The following is a 21,347-nucleotide window of genomic DNA, read 5'->3' as shown; positions in this document are numbered from 1 at the left end:
CATAATGGTAAAAATTTTGTTTACCATTACAATTTAATCATACCTCATTTTACCGTTTCCTCAAAGAAACGGTTTAGTTCAACAATTGTATAAAGTAACAAAGGTTACTTTATACGCATTACATCTTTTCAGCAATCTAAGCAAAATGCCTCTTACTTTAAAACTATCCAAAAAAATAGCGTCAGTTTCCCAACGCTATTTAATCTATTTTCTACTTTCTGCTATAATTTGGTGCTTCTCTAGTAATATGCACATCATGTGGATGACTTTCTGCCACTCCTGCTGCAGTAATCTTTACGAATTTAGCTTCTTTCAATTGCTCTAGGTTTCCAGCTCCACAGTATCCCATACCAGCTTTCAGTCCGCCTATCATTTGATGCAATACTTCTGAAACCAATCCTTTAAAAGGAACTCTTCCTGAAATACCTTCTGGAACTAATTTTTTGATATCGTCCTCTGCATCTTGGAAGTAACGGTCCTTACTCCCTACGTTCATGGCCTCGACTGAACCCATTCCTCGGTAAGATTTAAATTTTCTTCCTTCAAATAAAATCATTTCGCCTGGTGCTTCTTCTGTTCCAGCTAAAAGTGAGCCTATCATAACGCTATCTGCACCACCAGCTAAAGCTTTTACTATGTCCCCGGAAAAACGAATTCCGCCATCTGCAATAATGGGCACTCCTGTATCCTTTATCGCTTTATAGGTTTCATAAACAGCGGATAATTGTGGGGCTCCAACTCCAGCAACAATTCTTGTAGTACAGATACTACCAGGACCAACGCCAACTTTCACAGCATCTGCTCCAGCTTTCACCAAAGCAAGGGCTGCCTCTGGTGTAGCAATATTTCCAACTATCATTTCTAAGTTGGGATAAGCCTTTTTGATTCGAGCTGCAGTATCAATTACTCCTTTGCTATGACCATGGGCGGTATCAATGGTCACCACGTCCACTCCAGCCTTCACCAGGGCATCAATTCGTTCTTCTATATCAGGTGTCACTCCAACAGCCGCGCCTACCCTCAGCCTTCCAAATTCATCTTTACAGGCATTCGGTTTATCTCTTTTCTTTAATATATCTTTATAAGTAATCAATCCCATCAAAATCCCCGACTTATTAATAATCGGCAATTTCTCGATTTTATGCTCTTGTAAGACTTCCTCAGCCCCTTCTAAATTAATTCCTTCTTCGGCTGTAATTAAATTTCCACTAGTCATTACTTTTTCAACCGATACTTTATTATCCTTTTGAAATCGTAAATCACGATTGGTTACAATCCCCAATAATTTCTTATTGGAATCTACTACCGGAATTCCTCCGATTTTATTTTCACGCATGATTTTTAATGCATCCCCTACCGTACTTTCAATGTGCAAGGTGATGGGATCCAAGATCATCCCACTTTGAGAACGCTTTACTTTTCTAACCTCCATCGCTTGTTGTTCGATGGTCATGTTTTTATGTATAAATCCAAGACCACCTTCCAATGCAATAGCAATAGCTAAATGATGCTCCGTAACTGTATCCATAGCAGCGGAAACCAATGGAATATTAAGCGTAATGTTTCTTGTTAATCTTGTAGAAGTGTTCGTTTCTCTCGGTAAAATCTCTGAATATCCAGGAAGCAATAATACGTCATCGTATGTTAAAGCTTCATAAAGGAATTTGGATGTGTCTAAGCTCATAATGCAAATAATTAGCAGTGATTATTTGCAGGGCAAAAGTACGAACATACTTTCATTATCGGAAATTTGTTGCTAATATTATTTTGTTAAAACATTATAAATTTTATCTATATGAGTTTACCAATTCTCTTGCTCTTATCGGCTGTGATTTTAATTATAGCCTATTTTACTTATGGTCGATTTATAAGCAAGAAATTTGATATTAACAATGCTAAAATTACTCCTGCCCATACGCAAGAAGATGGTTTGGATTATATTCCATCCAATAAATTAGTCGTTTTAGGACATCATTTTGCGTCTATTGCAGGCGCAGGGCCAATTGTTGGTCCAATAATAGCCGTTACTTTTGGTTGGATTCCTGCCGTAATCTGGATTTTAGTAGGTGGTATTTTTATAGGAGCTGTCCATGATGTGGGAAGTATGGTGGCTTCATTACGACATAAAGGTAAATCCATAGGGGTAATAATTCATCAATATATCGGAAGAAGCGGAAAAAGGCTTTTCCTGATTTTTAGTTTTTCGACTTTAATTCTCATCATTGCTGTTTTCGCTGATATCATAGCCAAAACTTTTGTGAAAAATCCAGGAGTAGCATCCACTTCTTTTTTGTTTATTTTATTAGCCATAGTTTTTGGTTTTTTAAACAGAAAAATTGCCCATAATAAATCCGTTTTTGCGTGGCTTTCTATCATTGGGGTCTTTTTGATGTATTATTTTGTTATTCTGGGAAACAATATTCCTTTTGAATTAAATTATATTTTATGGGTGGGACTTTTGTTAGCATATGCTTTTTTAGCTTCGGTTACGCCCATGTCTTTCTTATTGCAGCCTAGGGATTATTTAAGCAGTTTTTTATTGTATGGTTTAATTGTATTGGCAATTGTAGGGGTAGTAGTTGCCGATCCAGAAGTTAAAATGGATAATGATATTGTTTTCAAAAGTGAAGATATCGGTTATTTATTTCCTGTACTTTTTATAACAGTTGCTTGCGGTGCCATTAGCGGATTTCATTCTCTGGTAGCTTCCGGTACGACATCAAAACAACTAGATAAAGAAAGTGATGCAAAAGTAGTGGGCTATGGCGGAATGTTAATTGAGTCTTTTTTAGCCATTATTTCGGTTTGTGCAGTAATGGTAATTAGCCGAAATGATTACGTAATTTATTTAGCTTCAGATGGACCAGTAAATATGTTTGCCGATGGAATGGGTTATATAATTTCATCTTTAGGAATTAATGAAGAACTGGCCGTTAACTTTGTGGCATTAACTATTTCAGCTTTTGCATTAACGACTTTAGATACCTGCACTCGACTGGCGAGATTTACCTTTCAGGAATTTTTTGAAGATATAGAAAACCAATCCACACAAAAGATTAGTCAAAACAGATTTTTATCCACTTCTATTGTCGTTGTTTTATCCTCCGTTTTTTTATTTTCTGGCGAATTCACTACGCTCTGGCCAATTTTCGGTTCTGCAAATCAATTATTGGCTGCCTTGGCATTATTAGCTATTGCGGTATGGATGATAAAATCGGGAAAAAAAGCTAGTTTTTTAATAATCCCTATGTTCTTCATGTTTGTCGTTACGCTTAGCTCACTATTTGCCTTGGCATATCAAAATTTTGAAAAAGGTATATACAGCATTTCTATTATTGCAGGATTATTATTTGTCTTGGCTATTATACTGCTAGTATTAGCAAAAAAATGTTTGAAGAAAGAAAAAGAAGCTTTAAGAGATTAAAAATTAAAGCATTCCATTTTCATTGATTATTTATTGGGGAACTTCTTGTCCAAGATCCCATAATTCAACAATTTTTCGATCTTTAAATTTAAGAATATGAACGAAGACGAATCCATAATCTGATGGGTTTTGCTTTACTTGAGAATGAACGACAACAAACTCTCCATCTGCTAAAACACGTAAAATATTAAGTTCTTTTTGTGGATTATTCAAAGCATCTTCATTCATGGCAAGTTTAAGAGAATTCGAATCACCCTTGAAAAAAGGGTTGTGATGTTTGAAATCATTTGCCAAATAATTTTTAAACGCTTCTTCTATTTTACCTTTACCAATTAATTCTAAAAAATCCCTTGCTATATTTTTATTAGTTTTTTGCATTTGGAATGTAAAAACACAAATTTATTGAGTAATAAAATCTCCACGTAAATTTCTAAATCGCTTTCTAGCTTCTGCTACGAAAATACTTCCTGGATAATCCGTTAATAGTAGTTGATAATATTCTTGGGCTTTTTCTGTATCTCCTATCAATTCTTCATAAATAATAGCCATTTCAAAAAGAGCATCATCTGTTAATATATCGTAAGGAAGGTCAAAAACAATTTGTCGAAGACGTTCAATTGCCTTTTGATAATCTCCTATTTCTTTATTTCTTCTAGCCTTTAACCATAACAATTCATCAAGAATTGGATGTTCTTCATATTCCTTAATTAGGTTGTCGAGTTTCTTCTGAGCCTCTCCATATTTATTCTGAAAAAGTAATAAATCTACTTCAGCATAGGCGCGAAGCGCCTTTTGCGTACTATCTAAAATAGTATTATTTTTAATCAATATACTCAAATCCATCGCATTATTAGCAATTTCTCGCCTTGTTGCGTTTTTTAATACATCCAAGTGTTCCTGTGCGAGTTCAAAATCCCCTTTATAGAAAGATAGTTTTGCGTTCTTTAACTTAGCCTCTTCTCCAAGATTTTCATTTTTATGACTTTTCTCTACTTGATAATATAAAAGTAAAGATTCCCATGGTTTTTCTGTAAGAATATAAATATCTGCCAAATCTATTTTGGCTTTGGCCTTAATGTTATTTTTAGCATTCTGATAATTTATTATTGTTTTCAACATTTCAATTGCTATCTCAGTTTCATCGAGGTAGAGTGCATGCAAAAGCGCTTTTTGTCGATATGCTTCTAAAGTATACTGGGATAAACCAATTTTATCAATCAAATTTTCGTACGATTTAGTAAGCGTTCTGATGGCTGTGGTGTCAATCGGAAACTGATTTTTAATTTGAAGTTCCTGGGTTTTAATCATCAATTCTTTAGCAGTAATGTAGTTTCTTGAATTAGGATAATTATTCGCTACATAGGCAAAAATAGTTTCTGCTATTTCATAATCTTTATTTTGGAAAGCTAATTGACCGATCTCTAAACTATTTTCTCCTTGAAGATTGTTCCGTTTGTCGATAGCCCTTGCCTGAATAAAAGCAGCATAGAAATTTTCTAATTGAAGATGTGCCCAAATCAGTAAATCAGAATACATATCCTTTTCTGCTTCATTTTGTAATTTCTCCATTATCTTCTCCACAAATGATTCCAGTTCTTCTTCCTCAGTTAAAGATAATTGAAGCATATTTTTCACATATCTCAAGTTACCATCTCTTTCCTTGGCGTAGATTAGATATTCATTAACCATTTTATCCTTTTGATTGGTATAGCGGTATAAAGTTGCTAATTGAATTGCAAAAGCATTTGGATCTCTTATAAGCTCACGGGCAGATAAATATAATTGTTCGGCATAATCTCGGTGCTGTTTATTGATAAAGTATTGGGCTGCTGCCCGCAATTTTCCTAAATTTTCTAATACCTCGCCCTCAATTTGTAAATATTCTTTTTCTGCTTTTGCGCTATCATTTATATTGATGTATAAATCTACTAAATCAACCTGATAGCTGATATTGCCAGGATAATTTTTATTAATAGTTTTTAAATATTTCTCAGCCTCTTTAGTAAGCTGTTTAGTATTTAGTATCTCTAAATAATTATTGTGGATAAAAGAGATATTTTGAGGTTTCTCGGCCAAATCCCGATAAAGTGTAATTGCTTTATCATAATTCCCTTCGTTGTAATATGCATTAGCCAATTCAATATCGTTTTGACCTTGAGCTGCAACTCGGAATTGTGAAAATACAATTAATATATAAATGATGTATTTCATAAGGATAGCTTTTTAATACTCTTTTCCACACACATAATATTATATTATTTAGTTATTAATAAAGTATTATAAATTATTAAGGCTGTTGATATGTGGATAAACCTTTATTATTCATTTAGATTATATTCTTTCAACTGTTTTTTAATTTAAATATCTATGTTATTCACTTTTAATTTATTGATTGTTAATTAATTAACATTAAAGTTTAATTTTGTTTACAACTTTGATATTTATTTTTACTTTTTTTTCGTTGTGGATTAGTTCGTAGATAAAATTGACTTTTGGTAAGTTATCATCTATATCTTTATGATTTTTATATTTTTATGAAATTGATGTGTAAAGGTGTTTATAAGATTTACTTATCCTCATCATTATCCACTTCATTATCCACATTAAGATTAAAGTTTTTATCGATTTGAATCCAATTTGGTTTTAATGGAATTACCTCGTTATGATAGATATATTCTTCTGACTTCTTCAATAAAAGAGGATTACCTGCATCCCATCTTTGATTGTTATTGAGATCTTTTAATAATCTCAGGCTATAGTCTCCAGGGAGGATATAATTGAATTCAAATTCTGTTTTATTTGCTATCGTGTCTACTACTTCATATTCTTTATTTAATAATTCAATTACAAATGGGAAGTCAGCTCCAATAACTTTTCCTTGTATAATTCCATAGTCTTCTGGTTCACGGAAAGTAAGTTTTATTTCTTTTTTTGAGGTAGAATCATTTTCTATTCCTATGAATGCGGATTTTCCAAAGTAGAGATTTATATTTCGAAGAGTGGGTCTTTCAGTGGTTTCCTTTTCCGATTGACTTTTTGTAATATTTTTATTTTGTATAGTATCTGTATTATTTTCTATACTATCTAATTTCTGTTGTTGTCTTACCTGATATAGACTATCGTTAAACGCATTAAGTTTTTCTTTATTTAAGTCAATAGTTAAGGTTATTAGCTTTCTATTGAAATTATAATTGATGTTATTTTGGTCTATATTATAAACAATTGTGGAATCTATTCTTATTTGTATGGAGTCTGGATTAATTTGTTTGACTGGTTTTGATAAACCAACCGTAAAAGTTTGTAAGCCATAATCAATTACTTTTTTAGGTTCTTTTTCAATTTTTATGGTATCATTTGTGATGCGACTATCGCGCGTTTGGAAATAGATAGTATCTTTTAATGTTGTTCCAATCGAATCTGTAACATCAACTATAAGTTTTATAGAATCTGTTTCTGTATTTTGATTTGGAAAATTTTCTTTGAATATTTTAAGACTTGCTGATTCATCTATATTGTTTCCATATATATATTCTTTGGGGCTTTTAGGATTTATGATTTTGTAGTATTGAATGCCTTTATTATACTGAATTACAAAATCTTTTCCTACTGGTGAATATTTTTTTAATGTGAGTGTATCTTCATTTCTTTTGTACGTATTAATCGCAATAGGACTGATTGAATCATTTAATTTTATAATGCTATCATGAAATCCGAATGGTTCAATTCTTGAATCATTAATTAGATTATCATTTTTATCATCAAATGCATAAAGTCGGTAGTCTCCGGCCTTTATATTCTGCATATTAAATTCACCATTTTCATTAGTTGTGGTAAAATAGATTGGTTTTCCTTGTCTTAGATTTGCTGTATCGACTTTTGCGGAATATAATCCTACTAAGTAGTTTGGGACCACTTTATTCTCCATTAAGTCATATATCGTTCCAATTACAGCTAATGAATCAAGAAATGGTCCTGTACTAAACGCAATTTTTGGATTTTCCCATAAATTACCTTCTGTTATATCTGATAAGGCTTTCCTAAAGTTGAATGTGTAAGTTGTAGAATCCTTTAATGGCTCTTTTAATTCAATTAATAGTTCTTGTTTTTTTAAGGTTGCCTCATATTCGATTTCTACTCTAGGTGTTATGATTAGTTCTTTTTGTATTTGGTCTAACTTCATCCATTCATTGAAGTATAATGTTAGCTCTTGTTTATTGAAATTAGTTGATTGATCCTCGGGGTTTGATTCATATAGGATAGGAGCTTTTTCGTCACGCTCACCACCTGTTGGCGCTTGTACAGTTGCGCAAGAGTATATAATTAGAATAACTATGATTGCTTGTAATTTCTTAATCATTTTTTAATAATATAAATAAGACTTGAATAATTATTATGATTATTATTTGCGTAAGTGTTTGATTTATAACCAGTTATAATAGATTTAATAAATTTATTAGTCTGAAATTTATATTTATTGCTTAAGAGACTGATATAATATGCATCTAATTTCATTGGATGGACACTCTTAGTATTTAATCCATGTTTCAGCATAAGCGTCTTCATTGTTTCTTGGCTGAAATGGTATAGGTGTCTGGGTACATCATAAGCCGCCCATTTGTCTTGGAAAATAGTTTGGTCGTAACTTTCGATATTTGGGACTGCTATAACTATTTTTCCTTTTTCTTTTAGAACTGACTTTAGTAATTTTATGGTATCATTTATATGATGTATATGTTCCAGAACATGCCATAATGTTATAATATCAAATTTTTTATTTTTCAATTTTAACTCTTCTAAGTCTGCTTGGATGTTGAGCTTGGGATTGGCATTTTTCCTTGCAATTTCATTTGGTTCGATTCCGTATGCTTTCCAACCATTATGATCCATAGTTTCTAGAAAATATCCTGTGCCGCATCCATAATCTAATAACCTTCCTTTTTTTCCTTTATTTATTTTGTTGATTATTTTTTTCTTGCTTGACAGTGCATATTTTCTGGCTATTTTATATATGAAGTTTATAGGAGTATTAGCTTTATCCGAATGGGAGATATAGTCGTCAGACTGATAATATTTTCCAATTTCGTGTTCATTTGGTCTCGGATTTGTAAATTGAAAATTACAATTATCACAGATCATAATATTAAAGCTTTCACCACTTACGGAGTGATCCTTCACTACTTTGTGATTTCTTAAGTTGGATGCACTACAAATTGGGCATTCGCTTAGCTTTTCGTACATATCTATCTACCTAAATATACCATTAGTATTGAAATATCTGCTGGAGTTACTCCGCTAATTCTTGATGCTTGACCTAAGGTTTGAGGTTTTACTTTCCTTAGCTTTTCTTTAGCTTCAGATGATAAGGCTGGTATTTGATTGAAATCTAAGGAGTCTTTAATTTTTAGGTCTTCTAGATTTTTCATTTTCTCTATCATTTGATTTTCCTTTTCAATATAACTTTCATATTTAATATGGATTTCTGATGCTTCAATGACCTCCTGTGTATATCCACTTATTAAATCGTTCAATTCATTTTCAATCTGTTTTAATTCTGTAAAACTGATTTCTGGCCTTTTTAAGATACTATAGGCATTTGTTTTTTCTTTGATAGGAGTTGAATTGACTTTAGATAAATTATCGTTAACTGTGCTAGGTTTAATTTTATGAGCCTTAAGGTTTTCTATAAAATCATCAATATGTGATTGTTTAGCTTCTGCATTCTTCATTCTTTCATCTGATGCTAATCCAATTTTATGTCCTAGTGGTGTTAGCCGAACATCTGCATTATCTTGTCTTAGTAATATTCTATGTTCGGCTCTGGAGGTAAACATTCTATATGGTTCTTCGGTGCCTTTATTTATTAAGTCATCTATTAGAACGCCAATATATGCTTCCGATCTACTCAAGGTAAATGGTTCTTTATCGTTGATTTTCAAATGTGCATTTATACCTGCCATTAGTCCTTGACAAGCTGCTTCCTCATAGCCTGTAGTCCCGTTGATTTGACCAGCAAAATAAAGGTTATCTATAAGTTTGGTTTCTAATGTTGTTTTTAGTTGTGTTGGTGGAAAGAAATCATATTCTATAGCATATCCAGGTCTAAACATTTTAATATTCTTAAAACCCTCAATTTCTCTAATTGCTTTGTGTTGTATATCTTCTGGTAAAGAAGTGGAGAATCCATTAACATAAACTTCTACTGTATCCCAACCTTCTGGCTCAACAAAAATTTGATGTCTGTTTCTTTCTGCAAATCGATTTATTTTATCTTCAATTGACGGACAATATCTGGGCCCTAAGCCCTGTATTCTTCCATTAAACATTGGAGACCTATCAAAACCCACTTCTAATATTTCGTGAACAAGTGGATTAGTATATGTAATATGACAGCTTCTTTGAATTTCTAATTTTTTTGTTTCCTTAGAAAATGAAAATTTTTCAGGGTTTTCATCTCCCTTTTGCTCCTCTATTTTGCTGTAATCGATTGTTCTTCCGTCAACTCTCGGAGGGGTTCCTGTTTTCATTCTTCCAGATTCAAACCCCATCGATTCTAATTGTTCTGTAATGCCCTTCGATGCTCTTTCTGCTGAGCGCCCACCACCAAATTGCTTTTCGCCTATGTGAATTAAACCATTTAAAAATGTACCGTTTGTCAAAACAACAGCTTTTGATTTGATTTTGAGTCCCATACTTGTTTGAATCCCAACAACTTTATTGTTTTCAACAATCAATCCAGCGACCATTTCTTGCCAAAAATCAAGATTAGGAATTCTTTCTAGTTGCAGCCGCCATTCTTCTGCAAATCGCATTCTGTCATTTTGTGACCGTGGGCTCCACATTGCAGGCCCTTTAGACTTATTAAGCATTCTAAATTGAATCATTGATTTATCTGCAATAATTCCCGAATAGCCTCCTAATGCATCTATTTCTCGCACTATTTGTCCTTTAGCTACGCCTCCAATTGCTGGATTGCATGACATTTGTGCAATTGTATTCATATTCATTGTAGCCAGTAAGACTTTTGATCCCATATTTGCTGCAGCTGCAGCCGCTTCGCATCCTGCATGCCCACCTCCTACTACAATTAAATCGTAATCTTGAAACATATTTGTAATATTATCTAATGTGTTCCACGTGGAACATTGATTATGAATAATTAGTTTTACCAAAGTGTTCCACGTGAAACACTTTGATATTTATAAAACCGCAATTGCTTTTTCTTCGGCTAATCGCATTTCTTTTTGTTGAGCTTCTGTTTTATCATTATGCCCTACTAAATGAAGTAATCCATGAGCTAATACTCTTGATAATTCATGAGCGAACTCTACGTTCAAATTAATTGAGTTTTCAAGAACCCTGTCGATACTAATGAAAATATCCGATTCTATAAGTTTATCAGCTAGTGCTTTTTCTCTCAGGTCAAACGTGATAATATCCGTATAAGTATCATGATTTAAGTATTGCTTATTTATTTCGTGTAAGTATTCATCTGAACAAAAAATATAATTTAATTGAACTATGTTATACCCATAAGACATGGAAAGTTTATAAAGCCAATCTTTATGCCTTCTTAATTTGCGTAAATCAAAGACACAGTCTTCTTTGAAAAAATGGATGTTTTCCATCAACTGATATAAAAACTTAATTTTACTTTTTTCCCTTCCTCTTCAAATATTAGCTCATCGCTTAATGCTTTCATCAAGAATATTCCTCTTCCTCCGGGTTTGTCAATATTTTCTGGAGCAGTAGGGTCTGGAAGAGAGTTGTAATCAAAACCCTGCCCTTCATCTGTTATATTAAAGACTATGGTGTTTTCTTCCATATTTAGCGAAAGAAATACATTTTTATCTTTATTGCTATCGTTTCCGTGAAGTATAGCATTATTTACTGATTCAGTGACGGCAATCATAATGTTGCCATAAATGTCATCATTTAAGTCAAACTTCTCTTTTGCATTGTCAATAAAGCTCTCAACGATTCTGATGTTCTCGCTAAGAGATGGAATACTTATACTGATTTCGCTCATCGTATTAGGTTTTCTTTAGATTTTAATCGATTGTAATATTGATTGATTTCCTTTTTATAATATGGAGTAAAATTAGGCGGTACATTTCTAAGCTGCTCAATTTCTTTTTGTTTTTCCTTTATATATTCTTCAAAGGCATTAGGTATTCTTTTTCTTTCGTATTCTGTTGCTGTTTCTGCTTTTCTTTCGTTTTCTTCTTGTTCTTCTTGAGCTTTTTCTGACTCTAGTAGCCGCGTTACTATTTTTTGTTGTCTTTCAATCAACTGACGGTCTATCCTTTTATTAACGAGATCTTCTTCAATCTTTTCCATTTCTTCTGCTATGCTACCGGAATTTCCACCATTTTCTTTTCCTTCATCCCCACCACTTTTATTCATCTGCTTTTCTAGCTCCTCTAGCATTTTTCGAAGTTTAGCTTGTTCATTAGCTAATTCTCCTAGTTTTTCGGAAAACTGTCGACCTTGTTTTTGACCTTCACTTAATTCTTTTGTTTGCTGATTGATAGACTTCTGCATTTGAGAAAGACTAGGGGTTTGTTCATTACCTTTAGATTGTTGACCCATTCCCATAGATGATTGCATTTGCATCTGCATTTGTTCAAGAACATCATCTAGCATTAAGGCAAGATTGTTCATGGAAGTCATGGCAAACTGTTGTTCTCCAATTGCTTTGTCATTATCTCTTTCTCTCAATGCCTTTACACTAGATTCCATGGATTGGTTCATTTGATCTAGTTCCTCATTGATAAAATTCTTTAGCTGAAATACACGCTCTGCCAGTGAGCTTAGACTATCTTCTACTATTTTTGCATCATCTTGCATTGCTAATTGTTTTTCGGACAATGAAATAAATCGAGGGTCACTTGGGTTTACACTTCTAAAGTTTTGCATTAACTCCTCTTGTCTGAAAGAGAGCTTAAGAAGATTATCTACTATGTCTCTTAAGTCATCAATATTTTCCTGCAACATTTCCATTTCCATGTTCATTTGCATTGATGTAAGCATTTCTGACAACTTTTTCAATTCTTTTGAGGACTTTTTTTGTTGTTGACTAGCACCATTTTTGTCATTTTTCTTAATCTCTTGGATACTGTTTTGCTGGCTTAGTGCTATTTCACTCTCTTGTTCTTTGGTGTCTTGTAATGAATTTGGTTGATTCAAAGATTGATTTCTTTCCTCAATTTCTCTTAATTCTTCCTGTACTTCTTTAAATTCTTTATTGATTTTCTTTTGTTCCTCTAATGCTTTTTCTTGTTCTTCTTTTGTTTCGAATTCAGTGCTATCTTGCTTTCCATTTTCCTTATTCTTTTCAGCTATTTTTTCTTGTGCTTTTTCCAGACCCTTTAATTTTTCGCCTACTTGCTTCAAATCATATTCAATTTCCATCCTTTTAAAAAGCTCCATAAGCCGTTCCATTTCCTTTAGCTTATTTTTTTCTTGCTTTTTTAGGTCTTCAACGGATTCTCTGAATTCATCTGATTGATTTTCTTCTTCGAGCAGAGATTTGATTTTTTCCATCAATTCTTCATTGTCGTCTTGAAGCATCTCTTCCATTAGGCTTTCAAGTTGCTCAGATTTTTCCTTAGTTTGTGGGTCTTGTTTATCAAAGCGTTCTCTTTTGGCTTGATTCTTTTCTAATTGTTTTTTAATTTCTTCTAGTTGATTTCTTCTATTCTGACGTTCTTGAAAAATTTCTTCAAGTAGTTTTTTATCTTCCCAATTAAGTCTTCTTTTTGTTTTTAGAATTTCTTCTAATTCTTGTAGCTTTTGATTGGTATTTAAAGTAGATTTTATGTTTTTATCTATCTGATTTTCAGTGTTTTTGCTGTTTTTGCTTATTTCTTCATCTATTAAATCTTCACTGGGTAATTTAAAAGTATAAGTGGCGCTTTTGGAATATTTATTTCCATTTATTTCATCATTATCTGCAACAGAAACAAAGTACTCCAAGCTAGTTTCAGATTCTAATAGTGAGTCTATCTCCCATACTTTGAAATAATTTTGATTTAACGCTTTTGTTTCAAAAGAAATAGGAAGAGTACCGGTTTTAACTATTACACCATTCTTAACTTTCTTGTAATTAAGTTTTAGCTGAGAAAAACCATAATCGTCACTTATTTCTCCGGCAATTGCTATTTGCTTGAAATATGTACTATCATTAATTGGTTCTAGATTAATTTCAGGATACTTATCTTTGATTACTTCTATTGAATAGTCAATAGATTGTTTATAACTAGCATCAATATTAAATAAGTTTAATTGATATGATGAACTTTTTGTTAATATTTTATTTAAATTAAAAGTATTGTTATTGCTTTTTTCAAATTCAAGACTATCATTTTCTTGTTCGAATAATATTTTATCGCTTGTGTTACTTTTTATTAACCAAGTTGCTTGAGTACCTTCTGGTATTATTAGATTACCAGAGTTATTGATTCTTTCTGTTGAAGTGCCAATGTAATCAGGATAATTAAGCGTTATGTTCATATCCTGAATTCTTGGTTTTTCAAACACTTTCAATGAATAATTTCCAGAATTGAATCCAGCTGCTTCTAGCTGAAAGTTTAGATCGCTTTCAATATTTTTAAGTATAAATTGATATTTATTATTAGATAGTTTTTCAAATTTTTGTTTAATTCCATCTTTTTTAATGTAAAGTTCATTAGGTAATTGATTTCCTGTCAGGCTTGCGGTCAAGGTAAAGTTTTCTCCTGTGAATCCTTTTAATTCTTCATTTTCAATATTAAATGTAAATGGTGCTTTAGGAATAAACTCCTCATTAAATTTTATGATTCTATAGCTACCTTCAGTAATCATATTAGGTGAGAACATCAGAATTAAAGAAAATATAATGGTAGGAATTAATACATAGGGTAAGTAAGCTGCGTTAGAACTTTTAATATTTATACTTTCTCTAAAGTTTAGTAGTGAAACCTTCTCATATTTCTGATTTATACTAGCGGTCACTAAACTATTATCACTGCTGCTTAATTCATTTAACTGTATGATATTCAGTAAATTGTCGCTAATTTCAGGAAAATATTTACCTATTTGCTTTGCAGCTTCCTTGTCACTCAAATGTTTTCCATTTTGGAGTAAATAATAGATAGGGATGAACAGGAAATTAACGATAAAATAAACTAAACTAAGTGTAGAAATTAAAAATATGACTGTTCTTCCAGAGCTATTCAGCTGTAAATTATATTCTAACCAACTGGTAATTAATAATATAAATAGCGTAAAGGATAAAGTCAAAATAGTGCCCTTGACTATTTTATTCAAATAGTATTTCCGTTTATAAGCTTGAAGCTTTTTTAAAATTGCCGCTATGTTGCTATTTTCCTTCACCAAATTAGTAACGGTAATTTTAAGACAATGATTTCCAATATTTTACCATTTCTATGATACATCCAATTCGATTTTAACTGGGCAATGGTCAGAATGCTTTACGTCTTGTAAAATATCTGCAGTTTGTAATTTATCCAGCAGGCTTTCAGAAAGCATGTGGTAATCTATTCTCCAGCCTTTATTTCGTTCTCTGGCAGCTGAACGATAACTCCACCAACTATATTGGTCAGCATCTTTATTTAAGTGTCTGAAACTATCGATAAAACCATCATTTAAAAATTCTGTCATCCATTCACGCTCTTCCGGTAAAAAGCCAGAACTATTTTTATTACGAACAGGATCATGAATATCTATAGCCTGGTGACAAATATTATAATCACCGCATATTAAAAGGTTGGGAATGTCCTTTTTTAATTCTTGAATATATTTTCTGAAATAAGCCAGCCATTCCATTTTGAAATCTTGACGAGGATCACCACTTGAACCACTTGGCATATAAGTACAAATTATAGAGAAATCTTTAAAGTCAGCCCGTATAACACGCCCTTCTCTATCATATTGGGGCATTCCACAGCCTATTTCAACATGTTTAGGTTTTATTTTAGTAAAAATACCAACTCCGCTATATCCTTTTTTTTCTGCAGAATGCCAATAAACGTGATATCCTAGATCTTCAAATATAGAAGTGTCAATTTGGTCTTTATTCGCTTTCAGTTCTTGCAAACAAAAAACATCAGGCTGTTCTGCTTGAAGCCAATTGCTTAAGCCTTTTTTTTCTGCAGCCCTAATACCGTTTACATTGTAAGAAATAATTTTCATACGTTGATTCTACCAAATTAAAATTCCAAACCGATTTCTTGCTCAAAATACTCAATTACATGCATTTTAAGCAATTTTTCTTGTTCTAATAAGTCAAAATGAGGAAGTTTTTTAATTTCCTTCCAATGAGGCCACCCATTTTCATCAGTTCCTTCCAGTTCATAAAAACCAGAAAGACTTAATACTTTGCAAATCGCAATATGCATTAAATCTTGCTTTTCTTCTTTACTGAAAGTGTGTGGCCCTTTACCTAACTCTTGAACCCCTATTAAGAAAATAATAGCATTTAAATCTTTTGGTTTTCTACCAACGGACTCTTTCAAGGCTAATCGTAGCGCCTGCCATTTTCTTTCAAGGTCAAGGTCTTTTTTAATCATTCTCGTTTTCTTTCAAGTATTCCCAATACTCTACAGCTCTTCTTAAATGGGGAATTACTATCGTACCACCAATAAGATTGGCAATGGAAAACACTTCAAAAACTTGTTCTTCAGAAACACCCATTTCATAGCATTTTCCTAAGTGATAGCGTACGCAATCATCACATCGTAAAACCATTGATGATGAAAGCCCAATCATTTCTTTGGTTTTTTTATCTATACTACCTTCTGCGAAGGCATTAGTGTCTAGATTGAATATTCGCTTAAGGATTTTGTTATTACTCCCCACGATTTTATCGTTCATTTTTGCGCGATATTCGTTGAATTCTTCTACTTTATTCATAAATTAAAATCACTAAGAATTTTGAAATCTAAATTAACCTGCAAAGTTAGCCGTTGTGAACTTACGAAACCAAAACTTTACCCTAATAGTATCAGATTTTCTGTCATTATTTTTTCCAAACTATTGCAATACCTGTAATTTAACGTTATCCAAGTCCGAAACCTTAGTATGCAGCCATTGTCTTTCTAATTTAAATATCACAAATCTTCATTTGGACCAGCCCAATCAGCTTCACAGAAGGTTTTTTGAAATTCCTAATTTAAAATATGCCATGGCTTATGCTTGGTTTCAGAAAGATACTGTTATTCAACATCTTTTACACCAATTGAAATATGAGGGAAACGAAGCGGTTGGGCTTTTGTTGGGTGAAATTTATGGTGAACAATTGTCAGATAATTTTTCAAATGAATGGGATTTGATAACTACGGTACCAATTCATTATAAAAAGCAAAGAAAGAGAGGATATAACCAAAGTCATAAAATTGCTGAAGGCATGAGCTTAAGACTTAAAATGCCCTTTCTGCCTCTTCTAGAAAAGTCTGTTCATAAAAGAAGCCAAACAAGAAAGCATAGAATTGAAAGATTTGAAAATGTTGATTCAACATTTCACTTAAAAGACCCTCGTCAAAATTTACAAAATAAAAGAATACTATTAGTAGATGATGTTATTACTACTGGTGCAACTTTGCAAGCTTGTGCTCAACCTCTTCAAAAAGCTGGAGCAGCAATATCTATTGCTACGATTGCCGCTACAAGAAATTGAACGTAATCATCAGGATTTCATTTTTTCAATTATTAAATCTTGGTGTTGCAGAAACACAATAAGGTTTTCTAAAATTATATCAGAACCTTCTTTATCTTTTTGCTTTTCTAAAACTTTTTCACAAACTCTGTAAAGAACTTGTCTTGAGCTTAAGTTATGACTTTGGGAGACTTTCAAAATGAAGTTCGCAATTTCTTCTTCATTTAAGGTACCTTCTGGCAAATTATCTAACTTTTGAATTTCAACTTTTAAGGCTTCAACATCAGCCAATTGAGTTGGTTTTTTTGATAAATAATCTTCCTTTTCATCTCTACTTTCAGTTGATTGACTTTTCATAAATTCATTTAGGTCTTTTAACGTATCTTTTTTCTTGGCCATTGTCATCAATTATTTAAGATGTGAAAGGATAGCTTTTGTTATGGGTAAAAATTCTTTTTCCGCTAATATGGTGCTGAAATTAGCAAAAATATTTTTTGCTGGCACTTTTACCTCCAGGATTTCAGCATCCAATTCCGAGAGTGCATCTTTTACAGTACCAATTTTAGTTGCAGAATGCACCCTATTGGGTAAAACCAGGATTTTTAAGTTTTTATTTTCTTCCAAAGCAGGCTTTATGTCTTCCACCGTTTGGTAAGTTACCAATAAATCATTCGGTGTGAGGCTGGTTGGAACTATTACTAAATCGCTATTTAAACTTAGCTTTTTAATATGTTCATCTGTAGTTTTACCAGCGCTATCTACAATTATGAAATCGAGATTTTTGCTTTTTAATTGCTCAATATCTTTTAACGCCTTATGGTCTTCAGATGCTAGAATGGGAAAAACAGCTGATTCTTTAGCTCCTGTTTTGTACAGTTCCATTTTTCTTAATGTATTGAGCGTATAATTGGTGTCCGTTTCCAACATGGCCAAAGAGTGACCTAGACTGTGTAACATGGTTGCGAAATGAATAGCGCTGGTAGTTTTGCCCGTGCCGCCTTTTCTTGAAATAAAAGATATTATTTTTGTCATATAAGAAAATGAATATCAATAAAAATACATAGCCGTAACCCTTTTTCCAAATCTAGGTTAAAATTGAAAAAAGAATATGAAGAAAACTTTTAATATCGAGGAAATTAACCAATTAATCAGAAGCAGAAGATCTATTTATCCTGCTCAATACACTGGCAAAAAAGTGGATGATAAGATTATTGAACAAATGTTGGAAAACGCGAATTGGGCACCAAACCATAAACATACAGAACCTTGGCGTTTTATTGTTTTTGCTGATAATGGTTTAGACCAATTAGGTAAGTTTCAATCTGATATTTATAAAAAAACGTCTACTGCAAATGGTAATTTCGATGAAGCCAAAATGGAAAACTTAAGAAATAAACCTTTAACAGCGTCTCATGTCATTGCAATTGGGATGAAGCGTGATGTAAAACAAAGTATTCCTGTGGAAGAAGAAATCGCAGCAGTAGCTGCAGCCGTTCAAAACATGCAGTTGACGGCTTGTGCTTATGGTGTAGGTTGTTATTGGGGCTCGGGGGGAATTACCTATATGGAAGAAGCTAAAAAAGCATTAGGTCTAGAAAAAGAAGATAAATTATTAGGCTTCTTATATGTCGGAATGCCAAAAGAAGGATTCTGGCCTGAAGGTAAAAGAACCACTATTCATGATAAAGTAAATTGGGTTAAAGGATGAATCAATATCTAGCATATTTACCAATAGTGGTAGCGTGGATTATTTTTGGAATTGCACATTCAATTTTGGCTTCTAACTTGATTAAAGATAAAATAAATTTAAAGCCTGTGAATTATCGCAGGCTCTATAATATCATTTCAATATTTGCTGTGCTTTTTATTTTCTTTATGGGAAGCACTATTTCCCCAGAATATTTATTTCCAAAAGGTCAATCAAGCAAAGCTATAGGTTTAATAATCGCAACATTTGGGTTTTTATTGGCAAAATTAGCTTTTAGGCCAGTCAGCTTTTCAGAATTTATGGGTATCAAAACGGAGCAAAATCAAAATTTGATTACAAGCGGAGTTTATGCTCGAATGCGACATCCTTTATACACAGCACTAATTTTAGGAGTATTTGGCTTTGTGATTTTTAGCCCTACTTACACTAATTTAGTACATGCTTTATGTATCCTTATTTACCTCTTCACTGGCATTCATTATGAGGAAAGAAGGCTAATAGCCCGTTTTGGTAAAGAATACACAGCCTATAAAAAGCAAACTCCTATGATTTTACCTACTTTAAAGTTTTAAGCTTCAAACCAAAATTTTAAATAGAACTGCACTTTTTGAATTTACTTAAGGTTAATAAATTTATTAATACCCGCTAATGAACTGTTTTATCGAAAGATGGGATAAAAATTCAAAAAATAGCAGGGAAATATTTTACTTTTTATGTTAGCAAACTACATTTGAAGTGTATATTTGCGCCACGAAATTTCAAATTCCTTTATGGAACTTATTCAAAGTAAGCACTTTAGTCAAGAACAAATCGAGCAGTACAAGGAAGAATTCGGTTCTTCTAAACCTTTTCATCACCTTATCCTGGATGATTTTTTGTCAACGGAGGTTGCAGAAAAACTTCATAATTTCTTTCCTGAAGATGAGCTTTTCAATAAACCAAAGAAGGATAAACATGAAAATAAACTAGAGGGTGATAAGTTTGAGGAATACCCTCGCTTATTCAATCTTCTAAAAGAAGAAATAGCTAAACCGCAATTTCTGGAGTTTATTGAGAAGGTAACCGGGATTAAAAACGCATTCATCACCAATGATGGTTTTGGCGTGGGTATTCAAAAAGGGAAGAAAGGCTCTTTCGAAGATGTACATGTGGATTTTAATATTCATCCAGAAAAAGATGTGCAGAGAAGGCTAAACCTTCAACTTTATTTAACACCAAGATGGAAGCCAGAATGGAATGGTGCATTAGAAATGTGGAATGATTGTGTTTCTAAATGTAAAAAAGCCGTTTCATGCAGATTTAATAGGGCAGTAATTTTTGAAGTGAAAGATACTTCCTACTATGGCTATACCAAACCACTGGAGTGTCCTGATCAAGAGGAAAGAAAAATGTTTTCTGCTACTTTTTATACTAAAAAAGAAACAGAGGATATTGCATTTCATGATACTATTTTTCCAGAACATCAGGAAGAAAAACAACAACCCTCATTTTTTGATAGTATTAAAAAGGCCTTAAAAGTTAGCTAAGTAGAATATTATGTCTAAAGTCTCAACCACTGAAATTACATCCGATTCTATTGCTTCAGACAATCCGATTCATCAAAGACTTTTGGCAGCATATGTTTATGCACAGCCTAATATTGAGGGGAATCTATTGGAAATTGGGTGCGGAACGGGAAGAGGCTTAGAAATTTTAGTTAATTCAGCAGAGCATTATACAGGCATAGATAAATACAAAAGTTTGACGGATGAATTGCAGGCTAAATATCCACAAGCTGATTTTAAAGCCATGCATATTCCCCCCCTGACAGATATTGAAGATAATAGCTTTGATAGAGTCGTTTCTTTTCAAGTGATTGAACATATAAAGGATGATAAAAACTTCCTGAAAGAAATTCATAGAGTATTAAAGCCAGGAGGAAAAGCAATTATTTCTACGCCAAACAAAAAGATGACGCTTACGCGAAATCCATGGCATGTGAGAGAATATTTTGCACCTGAATTAGAGGCGCTTTGCAAAAACATTTTTTCTAATGTGGATGCTAATGGAATAGCAGGAAATGATAAGGTGATGGATTATCATGAAAGAAATCGTCAATCCGTTAAGAAAATCACTAGGTTTGATATTCTCAATTTACAATACCGACTTCCAGCACCTTTATTGAGAATTCCTTATGAATTTTTGAACAGAATAAACCGTAATAAATTAGACCAGGCAGATAATGCTTTGGTAAAATCTATCACAGTTGCGGATTATTTTGTGAATGAAAATGCAGCAGAGAGTCTAGATTTATTCTACACTTTAGAAAAGTAAATTTTATAATGGCAAATGTATTTGATCTTAACCAAGAAGAAAAGAGTACATAAGAAAATAACTAAGGTTGTTTTTTCGGCATTCAATGTAAATTATTTCTTTTCACCTTAATTAGTCGACCCTTAAAAACTAATTAATACATTGATTATCAATTATTTAATTAATAAAAAGCTTTGATTTTTTTGCAAGTTTTCGTATTTTCCTGACAGAAACCTTGCAAATATTGATGCATGAAACCCATTAAAAAA

Annotated in this window: 20 protein-coding genes; 6 read left to right on the top strand and 14 right to left on the bottom strand. The window is 32.5% G+C overall.

Going from position 1 to position 21,347, the window contains the following annotated elements; genetic code table 11:
- Positions 1-211: 211 nt before the first annotated feature.
- A complete protein-coding gene (gene guaB, locus VFM92_RS00895) occupies positions 212-1,684 on the bottom strand; it encodes an IMP dehydrogenase (RefSeq protein ID WP_325120308.1) in 1,473 nt (490 codons plus the stop codon).
- 111 nt (positions 1,685-1,795) lie between these two features.
- Here guaB and VFM92_RS00890 point away from each other — a divergent pair, with 111 nt between their 5' ends.
- Positions 1,796-3,424: a carbon starvation protein A gene (locus tag VFM92_RS00890; protein WP_325120307.1), complete on the top strand. Its 1,629-nt coding sequence runs from the start codon at positions 1,796-1,798 to the stop codon at positions 3,422-3,424.
- Between the two features lie 30 nt (positions 3,425-3,454).
- Here VFM92_RS00890 and VFM92_RS00885 read toward each other — a convergent pair whose 3' ends face one another.
- From VFM92_RS00885 to VFM92_RS00835, 11 genes are all read right to left on the bottom strand, one after another.
- A complete protein-coding gene (locus VFM92_RS00885) occupies positions 3,455-3,802 on the bottom strand; it encodes a nuclear transport factor 2 family protein (RefSeq protein WP_325120306.1) in 348 nt (115 codons plus the stop codon).
- 21 nt (positions 3,803-3,823) lie between these two features.
- Complete coding sequence (locus VFM92_RS00880) at positions 3,824-5,635, bottom strand: tetratricopeptide repeat protein (protein ID WP_325120305.1); 1,812 nt, start codon at positions 5,633-5,635, stop codon at positions 3,824-3,826.
- Positions 5,636-5,990: 355 nt separating this feature from the next.
- Entirely contained in the window at positions 5,991-7,781 is a 1,791-nt protein-coding gene (locus VFM92_RS00875; protein ID WP_325120304.1) for an Ig-like domain-containing domain, read from the bottom strand.
- Entirely contained in the window at positions 7,778-8,662 is an 885-nt protein-coding gene (locus tag VFM92_RS00870) for a class I SAM-dependent methyltransferase (RefSeq protein WP_325120303.1), read from the bottom strand. Before VFM92_RS00870 ends, VFM92_RS00875 begins: the two co-directional genes overlap by 4 nt.
- A gap of 2 nt (positions 8,663-8,664) precedes the next feature.
- Entirely contained in the window at positions 8,665-10,530 is a 1,866-nt protein-coding gene (gene mnmG, locus VFM92_RS00865) for a tRNA uridine-5-carboxymethylaminomethyl(34) synthesis enzyme MnmG (protein WP_325120302.1), read from the bottom strand.
- A gap of 90 nt (positions 10,531-10,620) precedes the next feature.
- Positions 10,621-11,049, bottom strand: a complete 429-nt coding sequence (ybeY, locus tag VFM92_RS00860) for an rRNA maturation RNase YbeY (protein WP_325120301.1) — start codon at positions 11,047-11,049, stop codon at positions 10,621-10,623.
- Positions 11,049-11,450 carry an ATP-binding protein gene (locus VFM92_RS00855; RefSeq protein ID WP_325120300.1) on the bottom strand — a complete coding sequence of 134 codons (402 nt, stop codon included), beginning with the start codon at positions 11,448-11,450 and terminating at the stop codon, positions 11,049-11,051. The genes ybeY and VFM92_RS00855 overlap by 1 nt, the downstream gene beginning before the upstream one ends.
- Positions 11,447-14,527 (bottom strand): DUF4175 family protein, encoded by a 3,081-nt coding sequence (locus tag VFM92_RS00850; protein ID WP_325120299.1) that lies wholly within the window; start codon positions 14,525-14,527, stop codon positions 11,447-11,449. Before VFM92_RS00850 ends, VFM92_RS00855 begins: the two co-directional genes overlap by 4 nt.
- Before the next feature lie 321 nt (positions 14,528-14,848).
- On the bottom strand, positions 14,849-15,616 hold the full coding sequence (xth, locus tag VFM92_RS00845) for an exodeoxyribonuclease III (RefSeq protein ID WP_325120298.1): 768 nt from the start codon (positions 15,614-15,616) through the stop codon (positions 14,849-14,851).
- Between the two features lie 17 nt (positions 15,617-15,633).
- The gene (locus VFM92_RS00840; protein WP_325120297.1) at positions 15,634-15,993 is read right to left on the bottom strand and encodes a hypothetical protein; all 360 of its coding nucleotides are present in this window, start codon (positions 15,991-15,993) and stop codon (positions 15,634-15,636) included.
- Positions 15,986-16,336, bottom strand: a complete 351-nt coding sequence (locus tag VFM92_RS00835; RefSeq protein ID WP_325120296.1) for a carboxymuconolactone decarboxylase family protein — start codon at positions 16,334-16,336, stop codon at positions 15,986-15,988. Before VFM92_RS00835 ends, VFM92_RS00840 begins: the two co-directional genes overlap by 8 nt.
- 211 nt (positions 16,337-16,547) lie before the next feature.
- Here VFM92_RS00835 and VFM92_RS00830 point away from each other — a divergent pair, with 211 nt between their 5' ends.
- Complete coding sequence (locus VFM92_RS00830; protein ID WP_325120295.1) at positions 16,548-17,099, top strand: ComF family protein; 552 nt, start codon at positions 16,548-16,550, stop codon at positions 17,097-17,099.
- Positions 17,100-17,108: 9 nt separating this feature from the next.
- Here the strand turns inward: VFM92_RS00830 and VFM92_RS00825 are convergent, their stop codons facing one another.
- Positions 17,109-17,477: a hypothetical protein gene (locus VFM92_RS00825; RefSeq protein WP_325120294.1), complete on the bottom strand. Its 369-nt coding sequence runs from the start codon at positions 17,475-17,477 to the stop codon at positions 17,109-17,111.
- Between the two features lie 9 nt (positions 17,478-17,486).
- On the bottom strand, positions 17,487-18,110 hold the full coding sequence (locus tag VFM92_RS00820; RefSeq protein ID WP_325120293.1) for a ParA family protein: 624 nt from the start codon (positions 18,108-18,110) through the stop codon (positions 17,487-17,489).
- Positions 18,111-18,186: 76 nt separating this feature from the next.
- Between VFM92_RS00820 and VFM92_RS00815 the strand changes: the two genes are divergently transcribed.
- The 4 genes from VFM92_RS00815 to VFM92_RS00800 all read left to right on the top strand — a co-directional run bounded on the left by VFM92_RS00815 (position 18,187) and on the right by VFM92_RS00800 (position 21,099).
- Positions 18,187-18,786 (top strand): nitroreductase, encoded by a 600-nt coding sequence (locus VFM92_RS00815; protein ID WP_325120292.1) that lies wholly within the window; start codon positions 18,187-18,189, stop codon positions 18,784-18,786.
- The gene (locus VFM92_RS00810; RefSeq protein WP_325120291.1) at positions 18,783-19,358 is read left to right on the top strand and encodes an isoprenylcysteine carboxylmethyltransferase family protein; all 576 of its coding nucleotides are present in this window, start codon (positions 18,783-18,785) and stop codon (positions 19,356-19,358) included. Before VFM92_RS00815 ends, VFM92_RS00810 begins: the two co-directional genes overlap by 4 nt.
- Before the next feature lie 198 nt (positions 19,359-19,556).
- The gene (locus tag VFM92_RS00805) at positions 19,557-20,312 is read left to right on the top strand and encodes a 2OG-Fe(II) oxygenase (RefSeq protein WP_325120290.1); all 756 of its coding nucleotides are present in this window, start codon (positions 19,557-19,559) and stop codon (positions 20,310-20,312) included.
- A gap of 10 nt (positions 20,313-20,322) precedes the next feature.
- The gene (locus tag VFM92_RS00800) at positions 20,323-21,099 is read left to right on the top strand and encodes a class I SAM-dependent methyltransferase (protein ID WP_325120289.1); all 777 of its coding nucleotides are present in this window, start codon (positions 20,323-20,325) and stop codon (positions 21,097-21,099) included.
- Positions 21,100-21,347: the final 248 nt, after the last annotated feature.

Source organism: Marivirga sp., assembly GCF_035704835.1.
Classification (GTDB): Bacteria; Bacteroidota; Bacteroidia; order Cytophagales; family Cyclobacteriaceae; genus Marivirga.
Note: the sequence above shows the minus strand (reverse complement) of the source record. Positions and strands in the feature narration are given on the sequence as shown.

What these genes read in the sequence shown, in the direction of transcription:
- guaB (WP_325120308.1), bottom strand. Translation starts at nt 1,684, where the DNA reads ATGAGCTTAGACACATCCAAATTCCTTTATGAAGCTTTAACATACGAT.
- VFM92_RS00890 (WP_325120307.1), top strand. Translation starts at nt 1,796, where the DNA reads ATGAGTTTACCAATTCTCTTGCTCTTATCGGCTGTGATTTTAATTATA.
- VFM92_RS00885 (WP_325120306.1), bottom strand. Translation starts at nt 3,802, where the DNA reads ATGCAAAAAACTAATAAAAATATAGCAAGGGATTTTTTAGAATTAATT.
- VFM92_RS00880 (WP_325120305.1), bottom strand. Translation starts at nt 5,635, where the DNA reads ATGAAATACATCATTTATATATTAATTGTATTTTCACAATTCCGAGTT.
- VFM92_RS00875 (WP_325120304.1), bottom strand. Translation starts at nt 7,781, where the DNA reads ATGATTAAGAAATTACAAGCAATCATAGTTATTCTAATTATATACTCT.
- VFM92_RS00870 (WP_325120303.1), bottom strand. Translation starts at nt 8,662, where the DNA reads ATGTACGAAAAGCTAAGCGAATGCCCAATTTGTAGTGCATCCAACTTA.
- mnmG (WP_325120302.1), bottom strand. Translation starts at nt 10,530, where the DNA reads ATGTTTCAAGATTACGATTTAATTGTAGTAGGAGGTGGGCATGCAGGA.
- ybeY (WP_325120301.1), bottom strand. Translation starts at nt 11,049, where the DNA reads ATGGAAAACATCCATTTTTTCAAAGAAGACTGTGTCTTTGATTTACGC.
- VFM92_RS00855 (WP_325120300.1), bottom strand. Translation starts at nt 11,450, where the DNA reads ATGAGCGAAATCAGTATAAGTATTCCATCTCTTAGCGAGAACATCAGA.
- xth (WP_325120298.1), bottom strand. Translation starts at nt 15,616, where the DNA reads ATGAAAATTATTTCTTACAATGTAAACGGTATTAGGGCTGCAGAAAAA.
- VFM92_RS00840 (WP_325120297.1), bottom strand. Translation starts at nt 15,993, where the DNA reads ATGATTAAAAAAGACCTTGACCTTGAAAGAAAATGGCAGGCGCTACGA.
- VFM92_RS00835 (WP_325120296.1), bottom strand. Translation starts at nt 16,336, where the DNA reads ATGAATAAAGTAGAAGAATTCAACGAATATCGCGCAAAAATGAACGAT.
- VFM92_RS00825 (WP_325120294.1), bottom strand. Translation starts at nt 17,477, where the DNA reads ATGGCCAAGAAAAAAGATACGTTAAAAGACCTAAATGAATTTATGAAA.
- VFM92_RS00820 (WP_325120293.1), bottom strand. Translation starts at nt 18,110, where the DNA reads ATGACAAAAATAATATCTTTTATTTCAAGAAAAGGCGGCACGGGCAAA.
- VFM92_RS00815 (WP_325120292.1), top strand. Translation starts at nt 18,187, where the DNA reads ATGAAGAAAACTTTTAATATCGAGGAAATTAACCAATTAATCAGAAGC.
- VFM92_RS00810 (WP_325120291.1), top strand. Translation starts at nt 18,783, where the DNA reads ATGAATCAATATCTAGCATATTTACCAATAGTGGTAGCGTGGATTATT.
- VFM92_RS00805 (WP_325120290.1), top strand. Translation starts at nt 19,557, where the DNA reads ATGGAACTTATTCAAAGTAAGCACTTTAGTCAAGAACAAATCGAGCAG.
- VFM92_RS00800 (WP_325120289.1), top strand. Translation starts at nt 20,323, where the DNA reads ATGTCTAAAGTCTCAACCACTGAAATTACATCCGATTCTATTGCTTCA.